At 62.3% G+C, this 24804-nt stretch carries 17 protein-coding genes; 7 read left to right on the top strand and 10 right to left on the bottom strand.

The features are described from left to right. Positions 1 to 208: 208 nt before the first annotated feature. From OWC48_RS13310 to OWC48_RS13300, 3 genes are all read right to left on the bottom strand, one after another. Positions 209 to 1825 carry a phosphoenolpyruvate carboxykinase gene (locus tag OWC48_RS13310; RefSeq protein ID WP_166345764.1) on the bottom strand — a complete coding sequence of 539 codons (1617 nt, stop codon included), beginning with the start codon at positions 1823 to 1825 and terminating at the stop codon, positions 209 to 211. A 283-nt stretch (positions 1826 to 2108) separates the two neighbouring features. Further along, the gene (locus OWC48_RS13305) at positions 2109 to 4700 is read right to left on the bottom strand and encodes a CHAT domain-containing tetratricopeptide repeat protein (RefSeq protein WP_282520394.1); all 2592 of its coding nucleotides are present in this window, start codon (positions 4698 to 4700) and stop codon (positions 2109 to 2111) included. Positions 4701 to 4778: 78 nt separating this feature from the next. After that, a complete protein-coding gene (locus OWC48_RS13300; RefSeq protein ID WP_282520393.1) occupies positions 4779 to 5513 on the bottom strand; it encodes a HugZ family protein in 735 nt (244 codons plus the stop codon). Positions 5514 to 5754: 241 nt separating this feature from the next. Between OWC48_RS13300 and OWC48_RS13295 the strand changes: the two genes are divergently transcribed. The 5 genes from OWC48_RS13295 (at position 5755) to OWC48_RS13275 (ending at position 9746) form a co-directional block, all read left to right on the top strand. Continuing rightward, a complete protein-coding gene (locus OWC48_RS13295; protein WP_038952081.1) occupies positions 5755 to 6456 on the top strand; it encodes a response regulator transcription factor in 702 nt (233 codons plus the stop codon). A gap of 117 nt (positions 6457 to 6573) precedes the next feature. Then, positions 6574 to 8376: a sensor histidine kinase gene (locus OWC48_RS13290; RefSeq protein WP_282520392.1), complete on the top strand. Its 1803-nt coding sequence runs from the start codon at positions 6574 to 6576 to the stop codon at positions 8374 to 8376. Further along, positions 8373 to 8897, top strand: coding sequence for an HPr kinase/phosphorylase (locus OWC48_RS13285; RefSeq protein WP_282520391.1), 525 nt, complete (start codon positions 8373 to 8375; stop codon positions 8895 to 8897). The genes OWC48_RS13290 and OWC48_RS13285 overlap by 4 nt, the downstream gene beginning before the upstream one ends. A gap of 133 nt (positions 8898 to 9030) precedes the next feature. After that, positions 9031 to 9432 carry a PTS sugar transporter subunit IIA gene (locus tag OWC48_RS13280; protein WP_007597752.1) on the top strand — a complete coding sequence of 134 codons (402 nt, stop codon included), beginning with the start codon at positions 9031 to 9033 and terminating at the stop codon, positions 9430 to 9432. Continuing rightward, entirely contained in the window at positions 9429 to 9746 is a 318-nt protein-coding gene (locus OWC48_RS13275) for an HPr family phosphocarrier protein (RefSeq protein ID WP_014498546.1), read from the top strand. Before OWC48_RS13280 ends, OWC48_RS13275 begins: the two co-directional genes overlap by 4 nt. A 7-nt stretch (positions 9747 to 9753) precedes the next feature. On the opposite strand, the gene OWC48_RS13270 is transcribed toward OWC48_RS13275, so the two are convergent. Then, on the bottom strand, positions 9754 to 11379 hold the full coding sequence (locus OWC48_RS13270; RefSeq protein ID WP_368860659.1) for a glycosyltransferase family 39 protein: 1626 nt from the start codon (positions 11377 to 11379) through the stop codon (positions 9754 to 9756). A 126-nt stretch (positions 11380 to 11505) separates the two neighbouring features. Between OWC48_RS13270 and lepA the strand changes: the two genes are divergently transcribed. Continuing rightward, on the top strand, positions 11506 to 13317 hold the full coding sequence (gene lepA / locus OWC48_RS13265) for a translation elongation factor 4 (protein ID WP_071916919.1): 1812 nt from the start codon (positions 11506 to 11508) through the stop codon (positions 13315 to 13317). Between the two features lie 679 nt (positions 13318 to 13996). Here the strand turns inward: lepA and OWC48_RS13260 are convergent. The 3 genes from OWC48_RS13260 to OWC48_RS13250 form a co-directional block, all read right to left on the bottom strand. After that, entirely contained in the window at positions 13997 to 15574 is a 1578-nt protein-coding gene (locus tag OWC48_RS13260) for a winged helix-turn-helix domain-containing tetratricopeptide repeat protein (RefSeq protein WP_282520389.1), read from the bottom strand. 656 nt (positions 15575 to 16230) lie between these two features. Next, on the bottom strand, positions 16231 to 17553 hold the full coding sequence (locus OWC48_RS13255) for an epoxide hydrolase family protein (RefSeq protein ID WP_282520388.1): 1323 nt from the start codon (positions 17551 to 17553) through the stop codon (positions 16231 to 16233). 548 nt (positions 17554 to 18101) lie between these two features. Beyond that, on the bottom strand, positions 18102 to 19682 hold the full coding sequence (locus OWC48_RS13250; RefSeq protein WP_282520387.1) for a winged helix-turn-helix domain-containing protein: 1581 nt from the start codon (positions 19680 to 19682) through the stop codon (positions 18102 to 18104). A 338-nt stretch (positions 19683 to 20020) separates the two neighbouring features. Between OWC48_RS13250 and OWC48_RS13245 the strand changes: the two genes are divergently transcribed. Beyond that, on the top strand, positions 20021 to 21025 hold the full coding sequence (locus OWC48_RS13245; protein WP_282520386.1) for an ABC transporter substrate-binding protein: 1005 nt from the start codon (positions 20021 to 20023) through the stop codon (positions 21023 to 21025). Between the two features lie 184 nt (positions 21026 to 21209). On the opposite strand, the gene OWC48_RS13240 is transcribed toward OWC48_RS13245, so the two are convergent. From OWC48_RS13240 to OWC48_RS13230, 3 genes are all read right to left on the bottom strand, one after another. Beyond that, entirely contained in the window at positions 21210 to 21746 is a 537-nt protein-coding gene (locus OWC48_RS13240) for a hypothetical protein (protein WP_282520385.1), read from the bottom strand. A gap of 754 nt (positions 21747 to 22500) precedes the next feature. Next, positions 22501 to 22719, bottom strand: a complete 219-nt coding sequence (locus OWC48_RS13235) for a DUF1127 domain-containing protein (protein WP_404979739.1) — start codon at positions 22717 to 22719, stop codon at positions 22501 to 22503. A 320-nt stretch (positions 22720 to 23039) separates the two neighbouring features. Then, a complete protein-coding gene (locus tag OWC48_RS13230) occupies positions 23040 to 24710 on the bottom strand; it encodes a glycosyl hydrolase family 17 protein (RefSeq protein WP_282520384.1) in 1671 nt (556 codons plus the stop codon). Between the last annotated feature and the right edge of the window lie 94 nt (positions 24711 to 24804).

Raw genomic sequence — 24804 nt, 5'->3', positions numbered from 1 at the left:
CTCTTCTCCCTCTCCCCGTTCTTACGGGGAGAGGGTTGGGGTGAGGGGCCGCTTCCGCGGGCCCGGTGAGAGACGGATTCGCGGAGAGTCCCCTCACCCGCCGCGCTACGCGCGTCGGCCTCTCCCCGCACGCGGGGAGAGGCGGAGATCCACAAACAAAAAGGGCGGCCTCGCGGCCGCCCTTTTGCATTTCGAATGATGCGAGCGATTACTCCGCCGCGAGCTTCACGTCCGGCGCGGCTGCGCGCACCTCGGCGTCGACCTGGGCTTCGAACTTGGCAAAGTTCTTCTGGAACATGCCGACCAGCGCGCGGGCGGTCTTGTCGAACTCGTCCTTGTCCTTCCAGGTGTTGACCGGGTTGAGGATCTCGGCCGGCACGCCTGGCAGCGCGGTCGGGACCGCGAAGCCGAAATATTTGTCGGTGCGGAATTCGACGTTGCGAAGCGAGCCGTCGAGCGCGGCGGTGAGCAGCGCGCGCGTCACCTTGATCGGCATGCGCGAGCCTGTGCCATACTTGCCGCCGGTCCAGCCGGTGTTGACCAGCCAGCAATCGACATTGTGCTGGGCGATCAGGTCGCGCAGCATGTTGCCGTAGACGCTCGGATCGAGCGGCAGGAACGGCGAGCCGAAGCAGGTCGAGAATTCCGGCTGCGGCTCGTTGCCGAGACCGCGCTCGGTGCCGGCGACCTTGGCGGTGTAGCCGGACAGGAAGTGATACATCGCCTGCGCCGGCGAGAGTTTTGCGATCGGCGGCAGTACGCCGAAGGCGTCGGCGGCGAGCATCACCACGTTCTTCGGCTGCGGCGCGCGGCCGGTGCGCGAAGCATTCGGGATGAAGTCGAGCGGATACGCGGAGCGCGTGTTCTCGGTCTTGGAGCCGTCGTCGAAATCGACTACGCGGGTATCCTCGTCGAGCACGCAGTTCTCGAGCACCGCGCCGAAGCGCGTCGATGCCGCGTAGATCTGGGGCTCGGCTTCCTGCGAGAGCTTGATGCACTTGGCGTAGCAGCCGCCTTCGAAGTTGAAGACGCCGTTCGGGCCCCAGCCATGCTCGTCGTCACCGATCAGCGTGCGGTTTGGATCGGCCGACAGCGTGGTCTTGCCGGTGCCTGATAGCCCGAAGAAGATCGCGGTGTCGCCATTGGCACCGACATTGGCCGAGCAGTGCATCGGCATCACGCCGCGCTCGGGCAGATAATAGTTCAGCGTGGTGAAGACCGACTTCTTCATCTCGCCGGCATAATAAGACCCGCCGATCAGGACGATCTTGCGGGCGAAATCGATCGCGACGACGTTCTCCGACTTGCAGCCGTGGCGTTTCGGATCGGCGCGGAAGCTCGGCATATCGATGATGGTGAGCTCCGGCGTGAAGCTCGGCAGCTCGACCGCCTCGGGGCGGATCAGCAGCGTACGGATGAACAGCGAGTGCCAGGCGAGCTCGGTGAAGACGCGGGTCTTGATCCGGTAGGCCGGATCGGCGCCGCCATAGAGATCCTGCGCGAACAGGCTCTTGCCTTCAGCGTGCTTGAGGAAGTCCTGGTAGAGCGTCTCGAACTGTTCGGCGGTGATCGACTGGTTGCCCGCCCACCACATCTTCTTGTCGGTGGTGGCGTCACGCACCGTGAACTTGTCCTTCGGGCTGCGACCGGTGAACTCACCGGTGTCGGCGCAAAGCGAACCGTCTGCCGACAGCACCGCCTCGCCCGCGGAAAGCGAGTATTGATAGAGTTGCGGCGCGCCGAGGTTCCAGTGAACCCGTTTGAGATTCTTTAAGCCGAATTTGTCGGCACCGAAGGCACCGTTGCGCACGCCCGTCTCTTGCACGAAAAATCCTCCTAGAACCCGCGACACTCAGCGCGACCAAGCTTTGGCGCCATCGCGGTCACCGTGAATTATAGGCCGTCCGGCCTCGGTTGAACGACGTAATAATGGTGAACGCTGGCGTTGCCAAGCCGATCCCGCAGGATTTGGTTTATTCAAGGACCGCGCCAAACGTCGCGCATGTCAGCTCTGAGCGAGCGCATCAAAAAAATACGAATGATCGCGCAACCAAATGCGCAATTCGGCGTTTCCTGTGGTTATTGCGACGCACAATCGCAGGGCCGTCCTATCGTACCTCGCCTTCGCCGATGAGCGCGAACGGGCCCCACATCGCGGGATAGGCGTTGCGCGGTGACGAGGTGTCATCGACGTACGTTAACATCGCGCGGCGCAAGGCTTCGGCACGGCCGATTTTTGGTTCGTTCTTGAGCAGTTCGAAAGTCGAAATGGTCAAGCGGGTGGCAGCTTCCGAATCCACGGCCCAATGCGAAACCAGCAGCGCGCGTGCACCCGCGTAGAAGAACGAGCGCGCCAGTCCCGACAGGGCCTCGGCGCCGGGCTTGTCGCCGGCGATGGTGTTACAGGCCGACAGCACAACCCAATCCGCGTTGAGCTTGAGCTGAGCGACTTCACTTGCCGTGAGCAAGCCGTCATCCAGCTCGGTCGGCCGATCGGGAATGGAGAGCGCAAGCGAGGGCTCGCCCAATCCCTTGATATCGCCGGCGACGAGACCGTGGGTGGCAAAGTAGATGATGCTGTATTGAGCAAGCGCTGCACGCTTCAGCGTCGTTTCGCTGGCATCGCGGCCGAGATGGATGTCGGCCTCGGCCGCGCCGACATCCTTGGCCACGGCGTTCAACTCGTCCGCGGTATCCGGCAGTTGCGGCAGCGCCTGCGCAAGCCGCGCGCGGTCGACGCCGGCACCGCGCCAAAAATCGCTATAGGCAATTGTTGCAATGTTGCGTGCGGCGACCTTGCCGCCTGCCGCGCGACGATCGGCCGGCCCTTCCAGCGCGGGATTGAACACGGGATCGCCAAAGCCGGTCATCGGCTTCACGCCCTGCTCCCGACGCGCGACGGCACGCAGCGATTTCAGGCTGACCACCGAGGGCAGCACCGACACCGCCTGACGCCGCAACAGCCAGGCGGCGCTGCGATAGCCTTCGAGCGTGTCCGGGATCGCGGCTTGCGGCGTCTCCGTGACGAGCAGATGAAACGGCAACGCCGTCAGCGCGGCCGACGGCACCACCAGCAGGTTGCGCTTGTCCTTCGTCAGCGCTTCGACCGGGCCGAGCAGCGCGACATAGAGCTCGTTGGCGAGCCCGAGATCGAACAATCCTGATTTGCCGGAGGCATCGCGCGCCTTGCCGACATCGAGCCCCTTGCGGAAGGCAGTCACCTTCTGCGTCAGCGCATCCGCGCCGAGAGGAATCTCCTTCCATTCGACGCCTTCGCGCGTGATCGCGACGACATAGCTCTGCTTGTCGACGACGGAGTAGAGCACCATCGCCTCGTCGGGCGACAGCAAGGGCTGGATATCCTTGACCGCCAGCGGCAGGGGGTTGGAGAGCGACGCGTAGTCGGGAAACTCGACCGCGAGCGTCTTCTGCAAGCCCGTGCGCTCGTTCGCTATCGCCGCGATCCGCACCCGGCTGCGCTGCTCGGCCGCGACGTCGCGCTGGGCCGATTGCTTCGACACCGCGGCGATGATCGCCTTGTCGAGCGCCTCGGACTCGGCCGCAAGATCCTGGTCCCGGCGCACGAGCTCGGCGAGCCGGTCGCTGCCGGCAGCAAGGCGCACGGCCAGCTTGTTCACGGCGGACGCGGCGGAGGATTGCGTGCCGCGCTGGATCGCGGCGAGCGCCTCGTCCAGCGCCTTGTCGTCAGCCAGCAGATATTGCTCTCGCGCGGCGAACAGAACCGGCAGCACGACGCGCAGCTGCGCGCGATTGCTCGCAAGCGTCTTTTCCGCGAGCGGCAGCGCGTCGGCGTTCCGCCCGGAGACGTAGAGGAAATAAGCGAGATTGCTGGTCGAGGTCGCGACATCAGGATGATCGGGACCGAGCGCACGTTCGCGGATCGACAGCGCACGGCGATACAGCGGCTCCGCATCGGCATAGCGCCGCTGGTGCTCGTAGAGACCGGCGAGATTGTTCAGCGAGCGCGCGACGTCGGGATGGTCCGGTCCCAGCACCTTTTCGCGGATCGCGAGCGAGCGCCTGATCGGCGCCTCGGCATCCGCATCGCGGTTGAGGTCGCGATCGAGCTGGCCGAGATTGTTCAGGAGCGTCGCGACCGCCGGATGCTCGGGGCCACCGGCCTTCTGGTAGATCGCAAGCGCGCGCTGAAACAACGGCTCGGCTTCGACCTGACGCTGCTGCTTGACATAGTATGTGGCGAGATTGTTGAGGGACTGACCGACGTCGGGATGCTCGCGCGACAGCGCCTTCTCACGAACGGCGAGCGCACGCTTGAACAGCGGCTCGGCCTCTGCAAAGCGGCTCTGCCTCTGATAAAGCGCGGCGAGATTGTTCAGCACCGGTGCGATCTCGACGCTGTCGAGACCGGTCCCCTTCTCCATCAGTGCAATGGCGCGCTTGTAGAGCGGCTCGGCCTGGTCGTCGTGACCCTGATCGGCGTAGATCTGCGCGAGGTTGTTGAGCGCGCCCGCGAGATCACGATTGTTGGTGGTCTTCTCGAGAGACGCCACCATGGCCTGCGCCAGCGGCAGCGCCTCCGAATATTTGCCGGCGCTTCGGAGTGCGTTGATCCGCGCGCTCTCCGCGGCGAGACCCTTCTGGGCAAAGCTGGGCGTGGCAAGCGATGCGGTGATCGCGAGCGCCAAACCCGCAACCAGCGTCAAACGACGGCGTCTCATGAACCCTCTCGCTGCCGACTTCGAACCATTACGGTCTTGGGTCGCAGCGATGGGGGGCGGCGTTCAAATTGTTGCGCGCTAGTCCACCTTCGCGCGCGCTTCGCCAGCAAGACGGACCAGCATCTTGCGCAGCGCCGTGCCGTCAGTTACCCGCTCCGGGAAGTCCAGCCGCAGCGCAGTCTGGCCATCCTGCATGTCGAGGCCTTCGGGGTCGCAGCCGGTGCAGCGCCAGTCGCCCTCCGCCGCGCCGAGGAGTTTTGTTGCATAGAGGCCCATGGCGTCGCGGTGGTCGGCATTCATGTGCGCGACCGCCCCCTCCTCGGCCGCCAGCAGATCCTCGGCGCCGGTAAGGTCCGTCAGGAACTGCTCGGGCTTGAGATCGACGATGCGGCCGAAGCCGGCCACCAGATGGGTTCCCGTGGGCCGAATTCTGAAGAAAGAGAAATCCTTAAACGAAACAAAGGCCTCGGCCGATGGATGGGCATTGAGATACCGCCGCTGGAGCAGATCCTTGTCGGCATCGGCCTGTTCCGCCCGGCCGGACAGCATGATTCGGGCGCCCTCCAGCGGATCGCCGGCCGCGCGTTCGTCCAGCATCAGGGAGACCCGGTGATCTGCCAGGATGTTCCTGGTGTGCACGGCGAGGCCCGAGATCAGCAGGATCGGCGAGCCGTCGGGGTGGCTCGCCAGATTGACCAGGGAGCAATAGGGATCGCCACTGCCGGCCATCAGCGTTGCCAGCGCCCCCTGGCGCGAGCGCCTGAGCAGCGATTTGGCGAGCGTTCCGGGGTCGAAATCGGGGGTCGGTTGCATCGGCTTTCTCGGGTCAGGTGGTTGCAAGGGAGGTCTTTTTTCGGGTAAACGGGGGTCAGGTTATGGGTCGAAACGCGGCGAATCTGCCGCGCTTCGTGGAACTTGGTCACACTTCAGCCCAGCTTGCATTGCTCGGTGACAAGGTTCGACCGCCGACTTCGGCACCCATGTATGCGGCGCATCAGTGGATTGCTCGCCGTTTCAAGCCACGACCCAAACGGAAAGCAGAAAGCAGAGGCTCATGCCCACAATCGCTTTGGTCGACGACGACCGCAACATTCTCACATCCGTCTCGATCGCGCTGGAGGCCGAAGGCTACCGCATCATGACTTACACCGACGGCGCCTCCGCGCTCGACGGCTTCCGCACCACCCAGCCCGATCTTGCCATTCTCGACATCAAGATGCCGCGCATGGACGGCATGGAAACGCTGCGCCGTCTCAGGCAGAAGTCCGACCTGCCGGTGATCTTCCTGACCTCCAAGGACGAAGAGATCGACGAACTGTTCGGCCTCAAGATGGGCGCCGACGACTTCATCCGCAAACCGTTCTCGCAGCGCCTGCTGGTCGAGCGTGTCAAGGCCGTGCTGCGCCGCTCGGCGCCGAAGGACCCGACCGTCGCGCCGAAGGAGAACGATGCCAAGGCGCTCGACCGCGGCCTGCTGCGCATGGACCCCGAACGGCACACCTGCACCTGGAAGAACGAGCCGGTGACGCTGACCGTCACCGAATTCCTGATCCTCCAGGCGCTGGCGACGCGGCCCGGCGTGGTGAAGAGCCGCAACGCGCTGATGGACGCCGCCTATGACGACCAGGTCTATGTCGACGACCGCACCATCGACAGCCACATCAAGCGGCTGCGCAAGAAGTTCAAGGTGACCGACAACGAGTTCGAGATGATCGAGACGCTCTACGGCGTCGGCTACCGCTTCAAGGAAGCCTGAGGCTCACGCGCCTTCACGAAAGACTGAGAGCATCGCCGGTTCTCGTTCCATCGGGACCGGGATGGCTCTAGGATGCGGGGACCCTTCGCACGAGATGTCCTAACGCGGGCGTAAGCATTGCTTGACCGAACGCAGCCTGACGAGAACCAGAACGCCGGGGATGTCGCATCCGACGGCGTTTCGGAGCACGTCGCCGACGACAAGCCGTCCGCGCAAGGCTGGCGACCGTTCTCCTGGCTGACGCGCGCCGGTCAGTATTTCTTCGCGCTCTCCTTCTCGAGCCTGACCCGCCGCATCGTCTCGCTCAACCTCGCCGGCCTCGTCGCGCTGGTCGCGAGCATTCTCTATCTCTCGCAGTTCCGCGCCGGCCTGATCGACGCGCGTGCGCAGAGTCTGCTGGTGCAGGCCGAGATCATCGCCGGTGCCATCGGAGCCTCGGCGACCGTGCAGACCAACGCGATCACGGTCGATCCTGACCGCCTGCTCGATCTGAAGCTCGGCGACAGCTATGGCGAATCCGACGATTATTCGGCGCTGAACTTCCCGATCAGCCCAGAGCGCGTCGCCCCCGTGCTGCGCACGCTGATCTCGCCGACCAAGACCCGCGCGCGGATATTCGATCCGAACGGGACGGTGCTGCTCGACAGCCGCGACCTCGAGAACGTGCTGATCTTCCCGTTGCCGCCGCCATCGCAGAAGCCCGGCGTGATCGAGCGCGGCCTGACCTCGGTGCGCCTCTGGATCAACCGCGGTGACCTGCCGCTGTATCGCGAGCTCGGGCGCGAGAACGGCAATGGCTACGCGGAAGTGGGCGACGCGCTCCAGGGCCAGAAACGTTCGATGGTGCGGGTCAATTCGCGCGGCGAGGTGATTGTATCGGTCGCAGTCCCCGTGCTGCGCTCGCGCGCCATCCACGGCGCCCTGATGCTGTCGACGCAGGGCGACGACATCGACCAGATGGTCACCGCCGAGCGCCTGGCGATCCTGAAGGTCGGCGGCGTCGCTGCCGCGGTCATGATCATGCTGTCGCTGCTGCTCGCCAGCACGATCGCAGGTCCGGTGCGCCGGCTCGCCGACAGCGCCGAGCGTGTCCGCCGCCGTATCAAGGCGCGCATCGAGATTCCCGACTTCACCCGGCGCCGCGACGAAATCGGTCACCTTTCCGGCGCCCTGCGCGACATGACCAGCGCGCTCTACAGCCGCATCGAGGCGATCGAGATGTTCGCCGCCGATGTCGCGCATGAACTGAAGAACCCGCTGACCTCGCTGCGCTCCGCGGTCGAGACGCTGCCGCTGGCGCGCAACGAGACCAGCCGCGCGCGCCTGCTCGAGGTGATCGAGCATGACGTCAAGCGGCTCGACCGCCTCATCTCCGACATCTCCGACGCCAGCCGGCTCGACGCCGAATTGCAGCGCCAGGATGCGGTCCGGGTCGACCTGCGCCGCCTGCTGACGACGCTCGTATCGGTCGCCAATGAAACCAAGCTCGGCCATGACGTCGCGGTCGAGACCCGCTACGAGGGCCGCAGCGCGACCGACGCGTTCTCCGTGACGGGCCACGATTCACGGCTCGGGCAGGTGGTCTCCAACCTGCTCTCCAACGCGCAGTCGTTCTCCGAGCCCGGCAGCAAGGTGCGCCTCACCTGCCGCCGCGTCCGCTCCGAGATCGAGATCGTGGTCGACGACGACGGCCCCGGCATCCGCGACGACGCGCTGGAGCGCATCTTCGAGCGCTTCTACACCGACCGTCCGCACCAGGGCTTTGGCCAGAACTCCGGCCTCGGCCTGTCGATCTCCAAGCAGATCGTCGATGCCCATGGCGGACGCATCTGGGCCGAGAACCGCCCGGGCCCGGCGGACGAGGACGGCGCGCCTACGGTTGTCGGCGCGCGTTTCGTGGTGCGGCTGCCGGCGCTATGAGCGGCGGTGGCCCCAGCGTTCACGCCTCCGCAGTCAAGGTCGGGACTCTGGCGGTGCTGATCCGCGGACCCTCAGGCTCCGGCAAGTCGCGCCTTGCCTTCGATTTGATCATGGCGGGGCGCGCCGGCGTGGTCGAAAGAGCCGTTCTGGTCGGCGATGACCGTGTCCATCTGGCGACAGTCGGCGATGAAATTGAAGTCCGCCCCGCGCCGCTGTTGGCCGGCCTGATCGAGATTCGGGGACTGGGAATCCGCCGCTGCGACTTCGTGGAGCATGCGACCGTCGGTCTCGTGGTCGATCTGGACGCCGCCGACGCGGAACGCCTGCCTGCGGCGGAATCGCTGAAAACAAGCATTTCTGGTGTCGAAATACCGCGAATCCCCGTCGGGCGCGACTATTCGCCCCTCCCTTTGGTTGTTGCGGCCTTGACCACTACCAAGAGTTCATCTTCCGTTAACCCTTCAGGCGATTGTTTGAAGGGAAATGGTAACCATATGAACCCCACTATCGCGACCGAATAGACCGGCGCAGCTCCCCTCATCCATCCGTCTAGATTCAGGGAGATACGCAACATCCCCTCTTGCGCGGGGGCTCTGGATGGTCAAAGTGGCGCGTTCGTGCGGTGCACCAAAAGCGCCCGCGAGGAGTTTTCCGATGATTGGTCTAGTACTTGTGACCCACGGGCGCCTTGCCGACGAATTCAAGGCAGCGCTTGAACATGTCATGGGCCCACAAAAGCAAATCGAAGCGATCACGATCGGTGCCGAAGATGATTCCGATCTCTGCCGAAGCGACATCATCGAGGCGGTCAACCGCGTCGATTCCGGCGACGGCGTTGCGATCCTCACCGACATGTTCGGCGGCACGCCGTCCAACCTTGCAATATCCTGCATGAGCCGGCCGAAGGTCGAGGTGCTCGCGGGCATCAACCTCCCCATGCTGGTGAAGCTTGCCAAGGTGCGCGAGGAGCGTCCGCTGCCCGACGCGATCGCGATGGCCCAGGAAGCGGGCCGCAAATACGTCACCATTGCCAGCCGCGTGCTCGCCGGCAAATGAGCGACGACGCGCCGCAAGCCGGGACGGGCGTGCCCGCGGGCGCGATCTCCAAGGAGCTCCTGATCATCAACAAGCGCGGCCTGCATGCGCGGGCTTCCGCGAAGTTCGTGCAGGCGGTCGAGCGCTTCGACGCGCAGGTGTGGGTGACGCGCGGCGGCGAGACCGTCGGCGGCACCTCGATCATGGGCCTGATGATGCTCGCCGCGGGTCCCGGCACGACGATCACGGTCGCCGCCGCCGGCACCGAAGCGGAAGCCGCGCTTGCGGCGATCACCGAGCTCGTTGAAAGCAAGTTCAACGAGGAAGGGATTTAATCCTCGGTCACTTCGCCGGCGGCGCGATGTAGATGTTCCAGCTCATCGCCGGGCCGGCCTTGCCGTGGGTGAAGCGGCGCGTCGTCATCACGATGCGCTCAGCGTTCGGCGCGATCTCCGCGACCCATTTCTCGAACGCCGGCAGGCGGCCATCGGTTGGATCGAACACGCCGATGAAGCCGTATTTCCTGGCATCGTCGCGCGACGTCAGCCCGGAATCCCAGGCTTCGAGCGGCATCAGCGCGGCCGGATGATCCGGGCTGTAGAACACCATCGGCTGGATCGACTCCATGGTGCCGGCGACGACCGCCCAACGCGAGCCGAAACGCGTGTGCCAGGCCTGCGTCAATTCATGCGCCAGCTCCGAGCGCGCGCCGTAGGTCGCCGTGTTGCCGGCATTGGCCGCCATCTCGCGCGCGGCGATCCAGGGCGAGGCGGCGAGCGTGGCGACACTGAGCACGAGCCAGATCGCGGCGATGTTGAACAGGGCCGCACTCTGCACCCGCAGCGCCGGAATCGCGACCAGCGCCAAGGGCACCAGGAAGAACAGCGAGATGCCCCAATCGGTCTTCATGTAGATGCTGAAGGCCAGCGCGCCGAGCGGCGGGCCGATCGCGACGATGATCTGGATGATCCAGACGTTCAACGCCTGCGCAACATTGACGCTCGCGTTGGCGCCGCGCCCCCAGGCGCGCGTGACGATGCGTATCGGTGCGCGCAGCAGCAGGGTGAACCAATGCGGCACCAGCGCCATTGCGAGCGCGGCCAGCGCCACCGGCAGCGCCAGCAGCGCGAAATTATGCAGGGCGTAGCCAGCCACGAGTTGATGGACCTGGCGGCTGTCATCGAGGCTGTAGGTATCGCCGGCATAGGTCAGCGGCACGAAATGCACGCCCGCAAGCCAGACGATGTGCGGGATCATCGCCACGGCCATCGTCGCAATCGCCACCCACGGCGCCGGCGACAGCAGGAATCGCAGCCGGTCGGGATGGATCAGCGCGGCAAGGCCGATGGCGCCGATCATGGTCAGCACCCAGTATTTGGTCATCAGCGCCAGCGCGCCGGCGAGCCCGAACCAGATGCCGGATTGCCAGGTCCGCTTCTCGAAGGCGTTGAGATAGGCGAGCACGAGCAGCGGCAGCGTGACGAGCTGGAGCAGGTCGGGGTTGTACTTGAAACCCTTGAAATTGAAGATCGGGTAGAGCGCGACCATCACCACGACCAGGAACGCGCGCCGCGCGTCCACGACGCGCAAGCTCAGCAGCCAGCAGATCACCATGCCGACGCCGACGGTCGCCATCGCCAGCGCATAGGTCGCCCAGTCCGCCGCCGGGAACACCTTGAACCAGAGGCCGGCGACCCAGCCCGACAGCGGCGGGTGCTTGCCGTAGCCCCAGAGGAATTGCTGGCCCCAGCCATAGGCTTCTGCGACGTCCATGTGAACGTCCTGCGCTGCCTTGAGATTGATCAGGATGAAGGTCCAGATCACCGCATGCAGGATGGCGAGCTGGATCACCAGCCAGAGCCGCGCTTCGGGGCGGATCGCGCAGGCGACCAGCCAGGCCCGGAAGCGGTTAAAGCTCACCCGGGCTTTTACGCGTGTTCGGGCGGAGGGGATCGAGGTCGTGGACATGAGCCTGGACATGGGCCGTTGCGTAGCGCGTTTTGGGCCCTCGTGGAATCAGCTTGGCGTGAAGAAAGGCCCTGAAAATACAGCAATATGGTTGCCGCACGGGGATGTGAGTGGTATCCCGCGCCCATGACGACCGTCCCCATTTCCAACATCCGCAATTTCTCCATCGTCGCCCATATCGACCATGGCAAGTCGACGCTGGCCGACCGCCTGATCCAGATGACCGGCGGCCTCACCGACCGCGAAATGGCGGGCAAGGAGCAGGTGCTCGATTCCATGGACATCGAGCGCGAGCGCGGCATCACCATCAAGGCGCAGACGGTGCGCCTCGCCTACCACGCCAAGGACGGCAAGGACTACATCTTCAACCTGATGGACACGCCCGGCCATGTCGACTTCGCCTACGAAGTCTCGCGGTCGCTGGCGGCCTGCGAGGGTTCCCTGCTGGTGGTCGACGCCAGCCAGGGCGTCGAAGCGCAGACGCTCGCCAACGTCTACCAGGCGCTCGACAACAATCACGAGATCGTCCCGGTCCTGAACAAGGTCGACCTTCCCGCGGCCGAACCCGAGAAGATCAAGCAGCAGATCGAGGACGTCATCGGCATCGATGCCTCCGACGCCGTGATGATCTCGGCCAAGACCGGCCTCGGCGTCCCCGACGTGCTGGAAGCCATCGTCACCCGCCTGCCGCCGCCGAAGGGCGACCGCGACGCGACCTTGAAGGCGCTGCTGGTCGACAGCTGGTACGACGTCTATCTCGGCGTGGTCGTGCTGATCCGCGTGGTCGACGGCGTCATGAAGAAGAACCAGCGCATCCGCATGATGGGCACGGGCGCGGCCTATGACGTCGAGCGCGTCGGCTTCTTCACCCCGAAGATGGAGCAGGTCGACGAACTCGGCCCCGGCGAGATCGGCTTCATCACCGCGGCGATCAAGGAAGTCGCCGACACCCGCGTCGGCGACACCATCACCGACGACAGGAAGCCCGTCACCGAAATGCTGCCGGGCTTCAAGCCGGCGATCCCGGTGGTGTTCTGCGGCCTGTTCCCGGCCGACGCCAATGACTTCGAAACGCTGCGCGGGGCGATGGGCAAGTTGCGCCTCAACGACGCGAGCTTCTCCTACGAGATGGAAACCTCGGCGGCGCTGGGCTTCGGCTTCCGCTGCGGCTTCCTCGGGCTGTTGCACCTCGAGATCATCCAGGAGCGGCTGTCGCGCGAATTCGACCTCAACCTGATCGCGACCGCGCCAAGCGTGATCTACAAGATGCACCTGACCGACGGCCAGGAGATCTCGATCCACAATCCCGTCGACATGCCCGACGTGGTCAAGATCGCCGATATCGAGGAGCCCTGGATCGAGGCCACCATCCTCACTCCAGACGAATATCTCGGCAGCGTTTTGAAGCTGTGCCAGGACCGCCGCGGCGCGCAGAAGGAGCTGACCTATGTCGGCTCCCGCGCCATGGTGAAGTACGATCTGCCGCTCAACGAAGTCGTGTTCGACTTCTACGACCGCCTGAAATCAGTCTCGAAAGGCTACGCCTCGTTCGACTATCACTTGACCGACTACAAGGTGGCCGATCTCGTCAAGATGCAGATCCTGGTCAACAACGAGCCGGTCGATGCGCTGTCGATGCTGGTGCATCGCACCCGCGCGGAGGGGCGCGGCCGCGCCATGGTCGAGAAGATGAAGGAGCTGATCCCGCCGCACATGTTCCAGATCCCGATCCAGGCGGCGATCGGCGGCAAGGTGATCGCGCGCGAGACGGTGCGCGCCCTGCGCAAGGACGTCACCGCCAAGTGCTACGGCGGCGACATCACGCGTAAGCGGAAACTTCTGGAGAAGCAGAAGGAAGGCAAGAAGAAGATGCGGCAGTTCGGCAAGGTCGACATCCCGCAGGAAGCCTTCATTGCCGCGCTGAAGGTGGACAGCTGAGGCGAATGCTCAGGCCACTCCGGACCCGACGAGATCGGGGGCCCGGCCCGGATATCCGGGGCCGACAAACAAGATTCGCGAAAACAACCCCATGCACAGTAGCCGGGCCCTTGTCGGCATTGGGCTTTTCCGATTTTACGAAATCTATTTGACCCGTCGGGCAAAACACCGGCAGAATGTCATCATGGCAGCGGGTGTGCAGCAGGCGTCCATCAAGACGCACCATCTCGACCGCCGACCGGTTGGCAACCTCTGAATTCGATATCCAGGCGCCATGTCGGTGACGGCTTGCGTCGGCTTCTGGCCCGTCAACCGACCTGCCAAGCACTGCTCCTCGAAGTCCGCTTTTGGCCGATTGTGTTGCAAAAGTCGAAAGTTGCAGGGCTCAAGAATTTTCGCGAAAATACTAAGCAGCGAGCGATCGCTGATTCGTATGACCTCAATCGCGTTACCGAAGTCGCCTGTGAATTTTGCGTTGGGCCGTGAGGTCCCTCGCATCTTGTACGCGAAACTCGCGCCCACGGCCCGTAGAATATTGGTCATCGGCGAAAATCGACTTTTGCAACAATATCGGCCCTTCGCGGACCTGAACCGCGGATCCGGTGATGTCCGCTCACAGTGGCAGAGCAGACCATCTACCATGGACCCGCCGACTTCCGAGCTTGACCCATCTGGGACATCACCCCTTGGGCACCCCGGCCATGCGCAGGCCCTCATAGGTACGCTCGCGCCCGGCGAGGTAAGTCGGATGGTCACCCAATGCGCCGGCGCGGAAGCGGCGGATGGTGAAATTTGGATTAAGCGTAAGCCCCGCTTGGACCGCGGACCGCGCCTCATCAAGCCGACCGAGATGCGCCAGCGCGGCGGCGAGAAAGAAATGCGTACGTGGATGATTTCGGTTGATCTCGACCGAGCGAAGAAACCGCACGACCGCCTCGTCGTCGGCCCCTATCTGCAGCTTGGCGAGGCCCGCGAACATCATCCAAACAAAGGCGTCCGTATCGCGAGGACTGAGGCGGAGTGCCTCTTGGACATGAGCCTCGGTCTCCGCGCCGCGACCAAGAAAATACTTAGCGTGACCGATCTCCCCGTGCGCGTTGGCCAAGTTTCGATCCAGCGCCAATGCCTGCTCGCAGTCAGCAATGCCTTGGACCGCGCGGTTGGTGAACATCTTGACGCGTCCCAGGAGCCAGTGGGCCCGCGCGTGCTGTGGAGCCAGCGACAGAGCCTTGATCAAGGCCGTCTCAGCCGCCGCGAAGCGTGCGGCCCGGTCATCGGCCAAAAAACTGGTACCAGTTGCTTCATCAACCTCCGCCATGGTGACCAGCGCCTCGACATTTTTGGGATCGAGCGCCAAGGCACGTTCAAAAAAGCCACGCGCCCGTGTCGTGTATTCGGCGGTCCTTCCCTTGTTAAAGCAAGCCATGCCTTGGAAATACAACTCCATCGCGTCGGGATGTAGCGAACGTTCCGCCCGTCTTGCCTCAGCCTCAACGAGTTGGGCGTCCAGCGAATTGGCGAGCCGCGACACGATTTCGTCTTGCATATCGAATAGATCGGCGATCGGCTTATCGAAGCGTTCGGCCCAAAGGTGATTACCGCTTTCGGTATCAACAAGTTGGACGTTGACCCGAAGCCGATTGCTGCTGCGCTGTACAGAGCCTTCCAGCACGTAGCGAACGTTCAATTCGCGACCGATTTGTTTGAGGTCAGCCGCCTTGCCCTTGTAGGTGAACGCGGTGTGTCGGCCAATGACGAACGAGCCGCTGATACGGGAGAGGTCCGTGGTCAGGCTCTCGGTCACACCATCGACGAAGTAGTCTTGCCCTTGATCGCCACTCAGGTTGGAGAACGGCAAGACAACGATGGAAAGGCGAGGCGGTGAAGTTAACGTGGGCGGGTTGTGGCTGTGCTCACTCAGGACGCCGAAGTGGGTTGCAGGCCCCCGCATTTCTTGGACCGAACCAATGAAGCGGAAGCCCTTGCGCGGCAAAGTTTTGATCAGGCGCTGCTCCTCGCCCGTGTCGCCAATGGCGCTGCGAGCGGCATTCAGACGGGTTGTCAGCGCGGAATCGGAAACGATACGTCCGTTCCAAACGGCGTTGATGAGGTCGTCTTTGCTAACGACGCGCTCCCTGTTGCGGATCAGGTAATCGAGCACGTCGAATACCTGCGGCGCGACGAAGACGACCTCGGCCCCGCGACGCAGCTCGCGCAGGCTGGTGTCGAATGTGTACTCCTCAAACAGATACCGCAAGCTGCCAATTCCTTGGGTGGCCGCCGACCGTCCAGCGTTTGAAACATCCTAGATGATCGGGTGCTGTAAGGCGATGTCGCCTGTTGGGCCCTTCGCGGACCTGAACCGCGGATCCGGTGATGTCCGCTCACAGTGGCAGAGCAGACCATCTACCATGGACCCGCCGACTTCCGAGCTTGACCCGAAGCTGACGATGGGCAGTGCACCGGCTGAGGGCAGCTTTTGGGTAGTGGGTCGGTTTGATTATGGCAGCCGGACGGGCTGGAAACGGGGCGACTCCAAGCGCATATTGATAGGATATGACGCGGAGCAACCCCGTGGCCTTGATCAGATGGGTGTTAGGCGCAGCCTTGGTTGGAATTACATTCGGTGGCTACCCCGCTAAATGGTGGTCCGCCTCCATTGCCGTCGCGCTCTGTGTCGCGGCTGCCTTTGCCCTTCACTTCGTCGCGCCCTAGTCCCCGCAACAAACTTGTTTCAGTTGACTTGAGCCGGACGTCCGCTGTTAGAATCTGCAGACATGCATTCCTGCCGCCTAGCCGGGCGAACTTCCTGTGCAAGACGCTGCCGAAGGTCGCCACGGAGATGGCGCGGTGTGCGCTGACCTACAATCTGACGCGCGTGCTCAACATCGTCGGCGTCGAGCCTCTGGTCCGTTATTTGCGCAATGATCGGAAGGCTGCGCATACCTCATCTGAAAACAGCTTCGGCTCCTCCCAGGCGGCGAAATGTCCGCCACGTTCGACCTCGCTGAAGTAGGCGAGGCCGGGATACATAATCTCGACCCAACTTCGGGGCGCAGCAAAGATTTCGCCGGGGAACGTCGTAAATCCCACGGGAACCGCGACCGCTGGAGGAGACTTGCCGGCCGCACGAATTGCGGCCTGTCCGGCCTCCCAGTACCACCGTGCGGCCGAGGCCCCAGTGCCCATCAGCCAGTACAGCGTGATGTTGTCGAGGATGCTGTCCCGGGTGAGACTGCCCGCGGGCATACCCTCCACGAACGCTCGGGAAATCTTGTAGTAGCTGTCCGTGTCATGGTCGAGCATCCAGCTCGCGAGCCCGAGGGGTGAATCCAGCAGGGAGTAGCCGATCGTCTGTGGCCGCGTCGACTGCTCCAGGAAGTAGCCAAAGCCACTCGCCCTAAACGTCGCGGCTGCCTTCTGCGCCGCGCGTTCCTTCTCGGATTCTGCGGGCAGCTTGTCGGACATTGCCGCCACACCCGCGAGCAAGTTGACGTGGATGCCGAGAAGTCCCTTGGGTGCCTGGCGCCCCATCGCATCCGTTACTGCGGCTCCTACGTCGCCACCCTGGGCGACGTAGCGCGTGTAGCCGAGGCGATCCATCAGCATCGCCCACGCACGCGCGATGCGGGCGGTTTCCCAGCCAAGTTCGGTCGGCTCACCCGAGAAGCCGTAGCCAGGCAAGGACGGCAGCACCAGGTGAAATGCATCGTCGGGAGTGCCACCATACTTGGTCGGGTCAGTCAGGGGACCGACGGTATCGAGGAGTTCGATGACCGAGCCAGGCCAGCCGTGCGTCGTGATCAGCGGCAGCGCGTTCTCATGCCGGGACTTGACGTGGATGAAATGGATCTTCACCCCGTCGATCACGGTCGTGAACTGTGGCAGCGCGTTCAGCCGTGCCTCGCACTTGCGCCAGTCATACTCAGTCGACCAGTAGCGGGCGAGCGCTCGCAGCGTCGCCAGCTGCACACCCTGCGACCGATCCTCAACGAGCTCTTTGGTGGGCCAGCGCGTGGACGCGAGGCGCCGGCGGAGATTAGCGAGGTCTTCACCCCGGACATTGATGCGGAAGGGAAGAATTGCGTCGGCTTTGGTCGTACCAAGCGGGGACCCTCCTTGCTTCGATTGCGCGCGTGCGGCGACGAAATGTATTGGAAGCAAGCTGACGGCACCAGTTGCTGCTGACCCTGCGAGGAGGCTTCGCCGGGTGGGTGAGGAGGAGATTGCAGTCATGTTCGGCCTCCTTGTCTACAAGCCCGCTCCTAGACCAGTGAACTGCGATGCGTCGGCCAGCTTCGAACTTTAAAAATGATTGCAGCTGTGCCTAGGGCCAAGCGTATGAGCGACTATTCGGATGATACTGCCCAGTGACCGTGCTACGAACGGTATATAACAGGGACCGTGCTACAAGCAGTATATAGTAGAATCCATCCACCATCTGATGACGTTGGGGGCAATATCTTTCGAAGAGATTGCCGCCTTGGGCTGCGCTGGGCCACCCAAGCGTTACGCATGGTCGCCTCAAATAAATGACGTCGAGTATTTGGAGACTCAATAGTCACCCGCTTTCCTAAGCGGCAGTGTCGCTTCGGGACTGATCTCAAGTATCGTGCAACGCGTTTTCGGTTCTGGCCCAAGCGGACCCAGCATGGGGCGCGCGGGAAGTCCGGTTCTGGCCCATCAGCGAAGTGGCGACACCTTTCATTGAGGTCCGCTTGGTGGGGCGGAGCGGACTGACTTTGCTCACTCTGAGTTCTTCGCCTTTTGCCTCATCGCCGGCATCACCCCTCCGGTACTCCGGCGATGTACAATCCCCTAACCAAGCGCCTGGCTCCTGCAACGAAATTCGCGTCGCCGCGCACTGGAACGTTTCTGACGCGACGGATCGTAAATGTTGGATCAAGTGCAAGTCCGGTTTTGGCGGCCACTTGCGCCTCGTCCGGCCTCCCAAGAAGCGCGAGCGCTGCAGCGTACCCGAAATGCAGCAGCGGATAGTTTCGGTTGGCCTCGATTCCTCGGGCACACCAAGCGGCCGCTTCAGCGTCTGCTGCGATCTGGAGCTTGGCAAAGCCCGCCGTATTCATCCATCGGAAGGCGGAGATATCGCGAGGGGAAAGGCGCAGTGCTTCGTTGACGTGGAACTCGGTATCCGCACCGCAACCCATATAAAATTTGGCCTGACCCATCATCTCGTGAGCGTCAGCCAAATTGCGATCCAGGGCCAAGGCTCGCTCGCACTCAGCCACGCCTTGGGCCGTCCGGTTCGTATAGATGAGCACCGTGGCCAAGGTGAAATGAGCCCAGGCATGGTCCGGAGCGAGGCGGAGCGCCTCCAGCACCATGGTCTCTGCCGCTGCCAAATACGGAGGCCCGTTGTCTTTCAAGAACGCCGCGACAAGCACTGTCTCGACCAACGCTCTCCAACTCATGGCGTCAACATTTTGCGGATCAGTCGCCAGAGCCCGTTCAAAAGAATTGCGGGCTTCTGTCAAATTCTCGAGTGTCACCCCCCTATTGCAAGAATGGCGGCCTTGGAAATAGAGATCCATGGCATCGGGATTCAACGTTCTCGCCGCGCGACGCGCCTCGGCCACGATGAGCTGGTTGTCTAAGGTCCGCGCAATCCTGGCTACGATTTCGTCCTGCATATCGAGCAGATCGGCGAACGGCTTGTCGAAGCGGTCGGCCCACAGATGATTGCCCGTCGTCGCGTCGATCAATTGAACATTCACCCGGAGACGATTATCACAACGCTGCACCGAGCCTTCAAGCGCGTAGCGAACATTCAACTCACGACCAATCTGCCTGACATCGACCGATTTGCCTTTGTAGGTGAACGCGGTGTGTTGGCCGATAACAAATGAGCCACTGATGCGTGACAAATCCGTGGTGAGGCTCCCGGTTACACCATCGACAAAGTAGTCCTGCTCGGGGGCGCTGCTGAGATTGACGAAGGGCAACACAACGATGGAAAGGCGAGGTGGTGAAAGCGACCTCTGTGCTGCATCATCGTTCTGCGCCACATCGCCAAGGGGGACGGTTATGGGCCTTTGCGCCTCCTGCACCGCGCCAACGAAGCGGAAACCCTTGCGGGGCATCGTCTTGATCAGGCGCTGTTTCTCGCCCGTGTCGCCAATTGCGCTGCGAGCTGCATTCATGCGCGTCGTGAGCGCGGCATCCGAGACGATGCGACCACTCCAGACAGCACCGAGGAGGTCGTCCTTGCTGACAACCCGCTCCCTGTTGCGAATGAGGTATAGGAGCAAGTCAAACGTTTGTGGCGCAGTCGCAATCAGCTCGGTTCCGCAGCGCAGCTCGCGCTGGTCCGTGTCCAATGCGTAATCCTCGAAGAGATAGCGCACGGCCGTCTTCTCCGCCCGATAGACCTCATTTCATCGCAAACACGCTCATCGCAGAACGACGCCAAGAATAGGCCGGAGACGAGAGAAAAGTAAGCTGTTCGTTCAGAGATGACCGACGGCGGCCGATATGGAGCGGCTAGGCACTTCCGCTCGTGCCCCATCGCTTCCGTTGACGCGGTGCAGCTATATCGGGTGATGGCGGCAGAGCGGAAGTTTGCCCCTGAGCGCCAAACCGACGCTTTTGACCCAACCCGGACATCGCAGAGCCACCTTTGATTTTCAGTATCGCCTCTTAGACGCTAAGATGCGTTGACCTAGACTCTAGCTAGGGGGCGAACATGAGGCGGCGTGCTTTTCTCGGTGCCGTTTGTGGTGCGGTAGCATTGCCGCGGCTGGCTGCGGCGGCGGAGAGCGCCAAGAAGAAACGTCTTGCTATTTTCGTGCCGTCAGAGCCGAGCGCGGACTGGCACGAGCTTAGCGGGAAAAGGTATCCTCGAGCCCTCTTCGCCGAGCTGCGACGGTTGGGACAGATCGAGGGACAAAACCTCAAAGTCGAAAGTTATGGACGAGAGCAAAACACGTCCGGCCTCGAGGCCTTGGCGATGGAAATCGTTAGCAGCAACCCGGACGTCATTCTCCTCGGTGGTCCTGGCGCACTCATCTTCAAAAAACTGACATCGCGTATTCCAATCGTAACAATAACTGCCGACCCCGTTCGACTGGGGATTGCCGAAAGTCTGGCTCGCCCGGGCGGAAATTTCACGGGAGCCAGCATCGACGCCGGTCCATCAATTCATGGAAAGCGGATTGCACTGCTGCGCGAAATCTTTCCTTCAATATCAAAACTTGGCTTGCTCGCTCTTCACATCCAATACAGCGGGCTCGTCAAGGGTTCGCCTATCCCCGCAGCGGCCCAGGAGGCTGGCCTACCTATCGCGGTGTCGCTACTGGATGTTGGTGCTCAAGAAAATGACTGGCGGGCAGCGATAGAGAGCCTTTCCGGCGAAGGCGCAAATGCAGTCATGGTGGTCGACTCCCCTGAAACTTTTCAAAACAGCGCTTTGATCGCCAAGTTGCTGACCGACGCGAGACTTCCGGCGATTTTCGCGTTCACCGAATCCGTCGAAGCCGGGGGCCTAATGGCCTACTCCTTTGATCTAGTCGAATTGTATAAGCGCGCTGCCAACAACATCGACGCAATTTTCCGCGGAGCAAAAGCTGGCGATATTCCATTCTACCAAGTGACCAAATTCGATCTGTCCATCAACTTGAAGACGGCCAGGCAGCTGGGCCTTTCCGTCTCTCCTGCACTCTCGGCCAGTGCCGACAAGGTCATCGAGTGAACAGGTCCGGTTATGGCCCGCGGGTGACATGCCGGTGCAGTCTGACGATTTCCGTTCACAGGGGTAGACCGGAAGAAAGCAGCACGCGGCCATAGCATACGCGATTGACCCGAAGGCGACATACGGCAAGCTTCAACTTCGGGACGTCAACCCCTATTGGCCAATGGTAGTTCGACCGCGAAGATTACTGAACCTGCCTCAAGTAGGCTTCAACCTCGCGCAGGTCGTTCTGCGGAGGAAATGACAGGAGAGCCTGGGACGGACTGCACCACGGATAGGGAAGCGAAGATAGCCAGCGCATCACGCCATCGAGTTCGGCGCCCGATAAGACTTTCATGACTTCAATGGTGATCACCAGCCTCACCACTTTTCCGTGCTCGTTGAAATGCCAGTCGTAACGCCCGCACCCAACGCGCAGCGGTTGCCCGCTGGCCTTAGCGGACATCCCCACCAACCAATGGCACTGAAAGCGCGCTCGGTCAGTCTCGGAAGGCTGCGACAGGCAGAACGTGTAGATGTTCTCGTATTCGATCCCAAAACGACGCACCAGAATTTCTTCCACGGCGTTCAAGCCGGAAGCCGTGTTGGGGAACGAAATGGCGTCGGTCTTGACCACCATTTCGAGTGCAACGTCTTCAGAGAACGCCTGCCTCATCAAGAACGGTCGGTTGCCGTCCTTGGCCAAGATGTAGGTTCTTACGGCTTCGGCAGGTGTGGGCATGGTGCCTCAGGCTAGCACACTCAGGCTACGAACGGGAATGTCCGCTTCTGACCCATCAGCGAAGTGGCGACACCTTTCATTGAGGTCCGCTTGCTGGGGTAGAGCGGACTGACTTTGCTCACTCTGAGTTCTTCGCATTTTGACCCAGACCGGACCACCCGTTCGCCGCGCAGGCATTGGGCTTAGGCTCGACTGGTCCTCGCGCTAGTTTGAAGGACCTCGTATTGCCAGACGGAGCGGTCGTCCCCATCGTATAGTGATCAGAAACCGCCAGCCACGAAAAGACCAGACTACTGGCGATTGCCGCGCTTGCGCCGCCTGCTTGGGCGGAAGGGCGCAATGGTCAAACGCGAGCCAGGGCGAGCCCCTGGTACGGTATTGCAATCATCCCTCGACCATGGCCGATGAGTGCCGGTCATGCCAGTCCCGTGGATTATCGAAGAGCTGATCTATGGCCAAAGGCATTCTTGTCATCGTTGCTATTCTCGCAATTTCTACTTCTGGCGCTTTGGCCGCACAGAGGACCCATCATGGCCACGCGTCGCCTGCGCCGTCGCCGAGCGAGGGGTCGAGGGGGCTGAGCCCATATGCTGTGGGCCCAGGTAATTCCAACGACCGCGACATGTACATCAAGAACCTGCGCGACTCCGGGTATAATCCGGAGAACAACTTCAACAGGTTCGGGAACGTGCAGGCAGTACCTTATGGGGGCGGCTAAACCTCGAATCCCCTTAACCCGGCCCGGCTGCCGTTGCTAGGCCCGCCAAAACGGCTTTTCGAACTCGTGCGCGATGTCGCTCCGGGAGACGCGGATATCGTGCAGGTCGGGCTCGGTCCAGCGTGCGAGTTCCCGGCGATCGCGATAACGCTGCCGCCAGAGATGAAGGGTCGCGCCAACGCTGGCCCAAACCTCGTAGAGGTTGACGAGAGCCTCGATATCAGCGGAGATCAGGCGTGTTGAAGCAAACTTCACAGCTTTATCTCCCCCTATAAGTTCGGGAGGACTGTATCGCTGTGCTACTGACAGCATACTGTCAGCAGCGGGTAGCATCTCTGGCCCGAGGAACGGAGATGCCCCGGCTTCGGCTGGCAATCACTTTGCGTCATGTCTTCTTGGGAAGTCCGATGTTGGCCCATCGCGACAATTGTGGGAGGCTTGCCGAGGTCCCCTGTCAGAGGCGGAGCGGACTTGATTTGCTCACGGCAGTATTACTGCTCGACACCCATACTTTGAGGAGCACTCCGAGTTCTTCGCATTTTGACCGAAAACGGAAGTCGGCCGGCCAGGTTTTCTCAAGCGCGCGCCCGCCACAGCGTAACCGCAAGCAGCATATAGGCGGCACAAGTCCACAGCGACTGCCAATTGGCCGGTCCTTCGCTCAGCGCCGCATAGATGGCTGCCACCAGGAATACGCCGGCAAATATCGCTTCCGCCATGGGGCGGATTCCTTTCTTCGGGCGATTGAGCTGCGTCATAGCCGCAAAAGGGACCGCCGCCATAGTGAGGGCCGCAAAGGGAAAATCCCTTTCGCGCGGGTCGAACATAAAGCCCAGCGCGGTCGCCGTGCCGATCACGATGGTTACGATCAGGATCAATCCGTGCATGATCGCCAGCCCCGATGGGGTCCGGTAGTCCTTCGGACCCAGCAATTCCAGAAATGTGGGCGGTGCGCGCCCGGACATCAAGGCGTTGGCGCCGAACAGCGGCGAGGCAGTTGCCGCCACCAGAAGTGCGCCCCACAGAAGCCAGCTGCCCGCGTCGTTGCTTTCATAGAACATCTTTTGAGCGGCCACTCCAAACAGGACTCCGGCGGTGGTTGCCGATATTCCGACCGCAAGCCATGAGACGAGCCGGGGCGGCGAGAGCTTCCGGCGCGAGGTCAGCCATGCAGCGCCGAACACCAGGATCGCGAGCGCCATTCCGCCGCTCATTTGCAGTTTCCAGAGCGGATAATTGCTGACGGGGATGCCGGGCGGATATTTCAGCGCGCGCTGCGCGGAATCGAATAAGCCCCACGATCCGCCGACGGTGCCCTCGAACTGATGCTTCCACAATTCATCATACGCCTCGAACAGGTTGACGCGGAAATGCTCGCGCCGGGCAAGATCGAGGACCTCAGAGATCACTCGCGCCTGATTGGTGCGCGATGGCAGCGCCGAATCGCGCATCCGCCCTTCGCTCGGCCAACCTGTTTCTCCAATCAGGATTTCCTTGCCCGGAAACGCCGACGCTACCTGCTTTCGGACGGCGTCGACGTGAGCAGCGGCAGATTTCGCCGGGACCGGGACATTTTCCCAATATGGCAGGATATGAACGGTGACGAAATCGACCGCGTCATCGAGCTCCCGATAGCGCAGCCAGTACTCCCAGACGTCGGAATAGGTGACGGGGACCGGCACTTGTGCCTTGACCGAGCGGATCAAGGCAGCAAGGTCGGAAGGCGTCATCTTCCGATGCAACAGAACCTCATTGCCGACCACGAGTGCGGTGATGGTTTCCGGATATTGCCGGGCGAGGCGTATGCCCGTGGATATCTGCGTCGCGTTCTTCTGTCGGTCCCTATCGAGCCAAATTCCCTGAATGACTTTCAGCCCCACCGTGGACGCAAGTTCGGGGATCTGATCGAGACCAAGATCCGTCGCATAGGTACGGATACAGTGGGTTATCCTGGCAAGTTGGGCGAGATCTTCCGCGATCTGGTCCCGCGGCACCGGTGTCGGCGACTCCGACGTTTGGTTGTTGCGGAAGGGCGCGTAGGATATGCATTGCAGTTTGGCATTCGGATCGATCGGTGCGCGCGCCAAGTTGATCGGTATGGCCAGCCACCACCACACCGCGGCGATCGCACCCAGGGATATGATGAGAAGCGCCAGAGGCGTGCGAGGCGAAATAGTTCGACCCTCCAACGTAGAGATCGTCGGTCCACCGGCATGTTGTCGTGACCCGACAACAACAGAAATCATCGTCCGCCGGTACCTGCCTGACCTGTGAAAGCTGGTGCCGGAGCGTCCGTGCCGCAAGAGGCGAGCCAACATCCAACGAGGGCCTTAGGGCTAC

This window comes from Bradyrhizobium sp. Arg816 (genome assembly GCF_029989365.1).
Classification (GTDB): domain Bacteria; phylum Pseudomonadota; class Alphaproteobacteria; order Rhizobiales; family Xanthobacteraceae; genus Bradyrhizobium.
The sequence above is the reverse complement of the archived record's forward strand: the minus strand, read 5'-3'. Positions and strand labels throughout refer to the sequence as shown.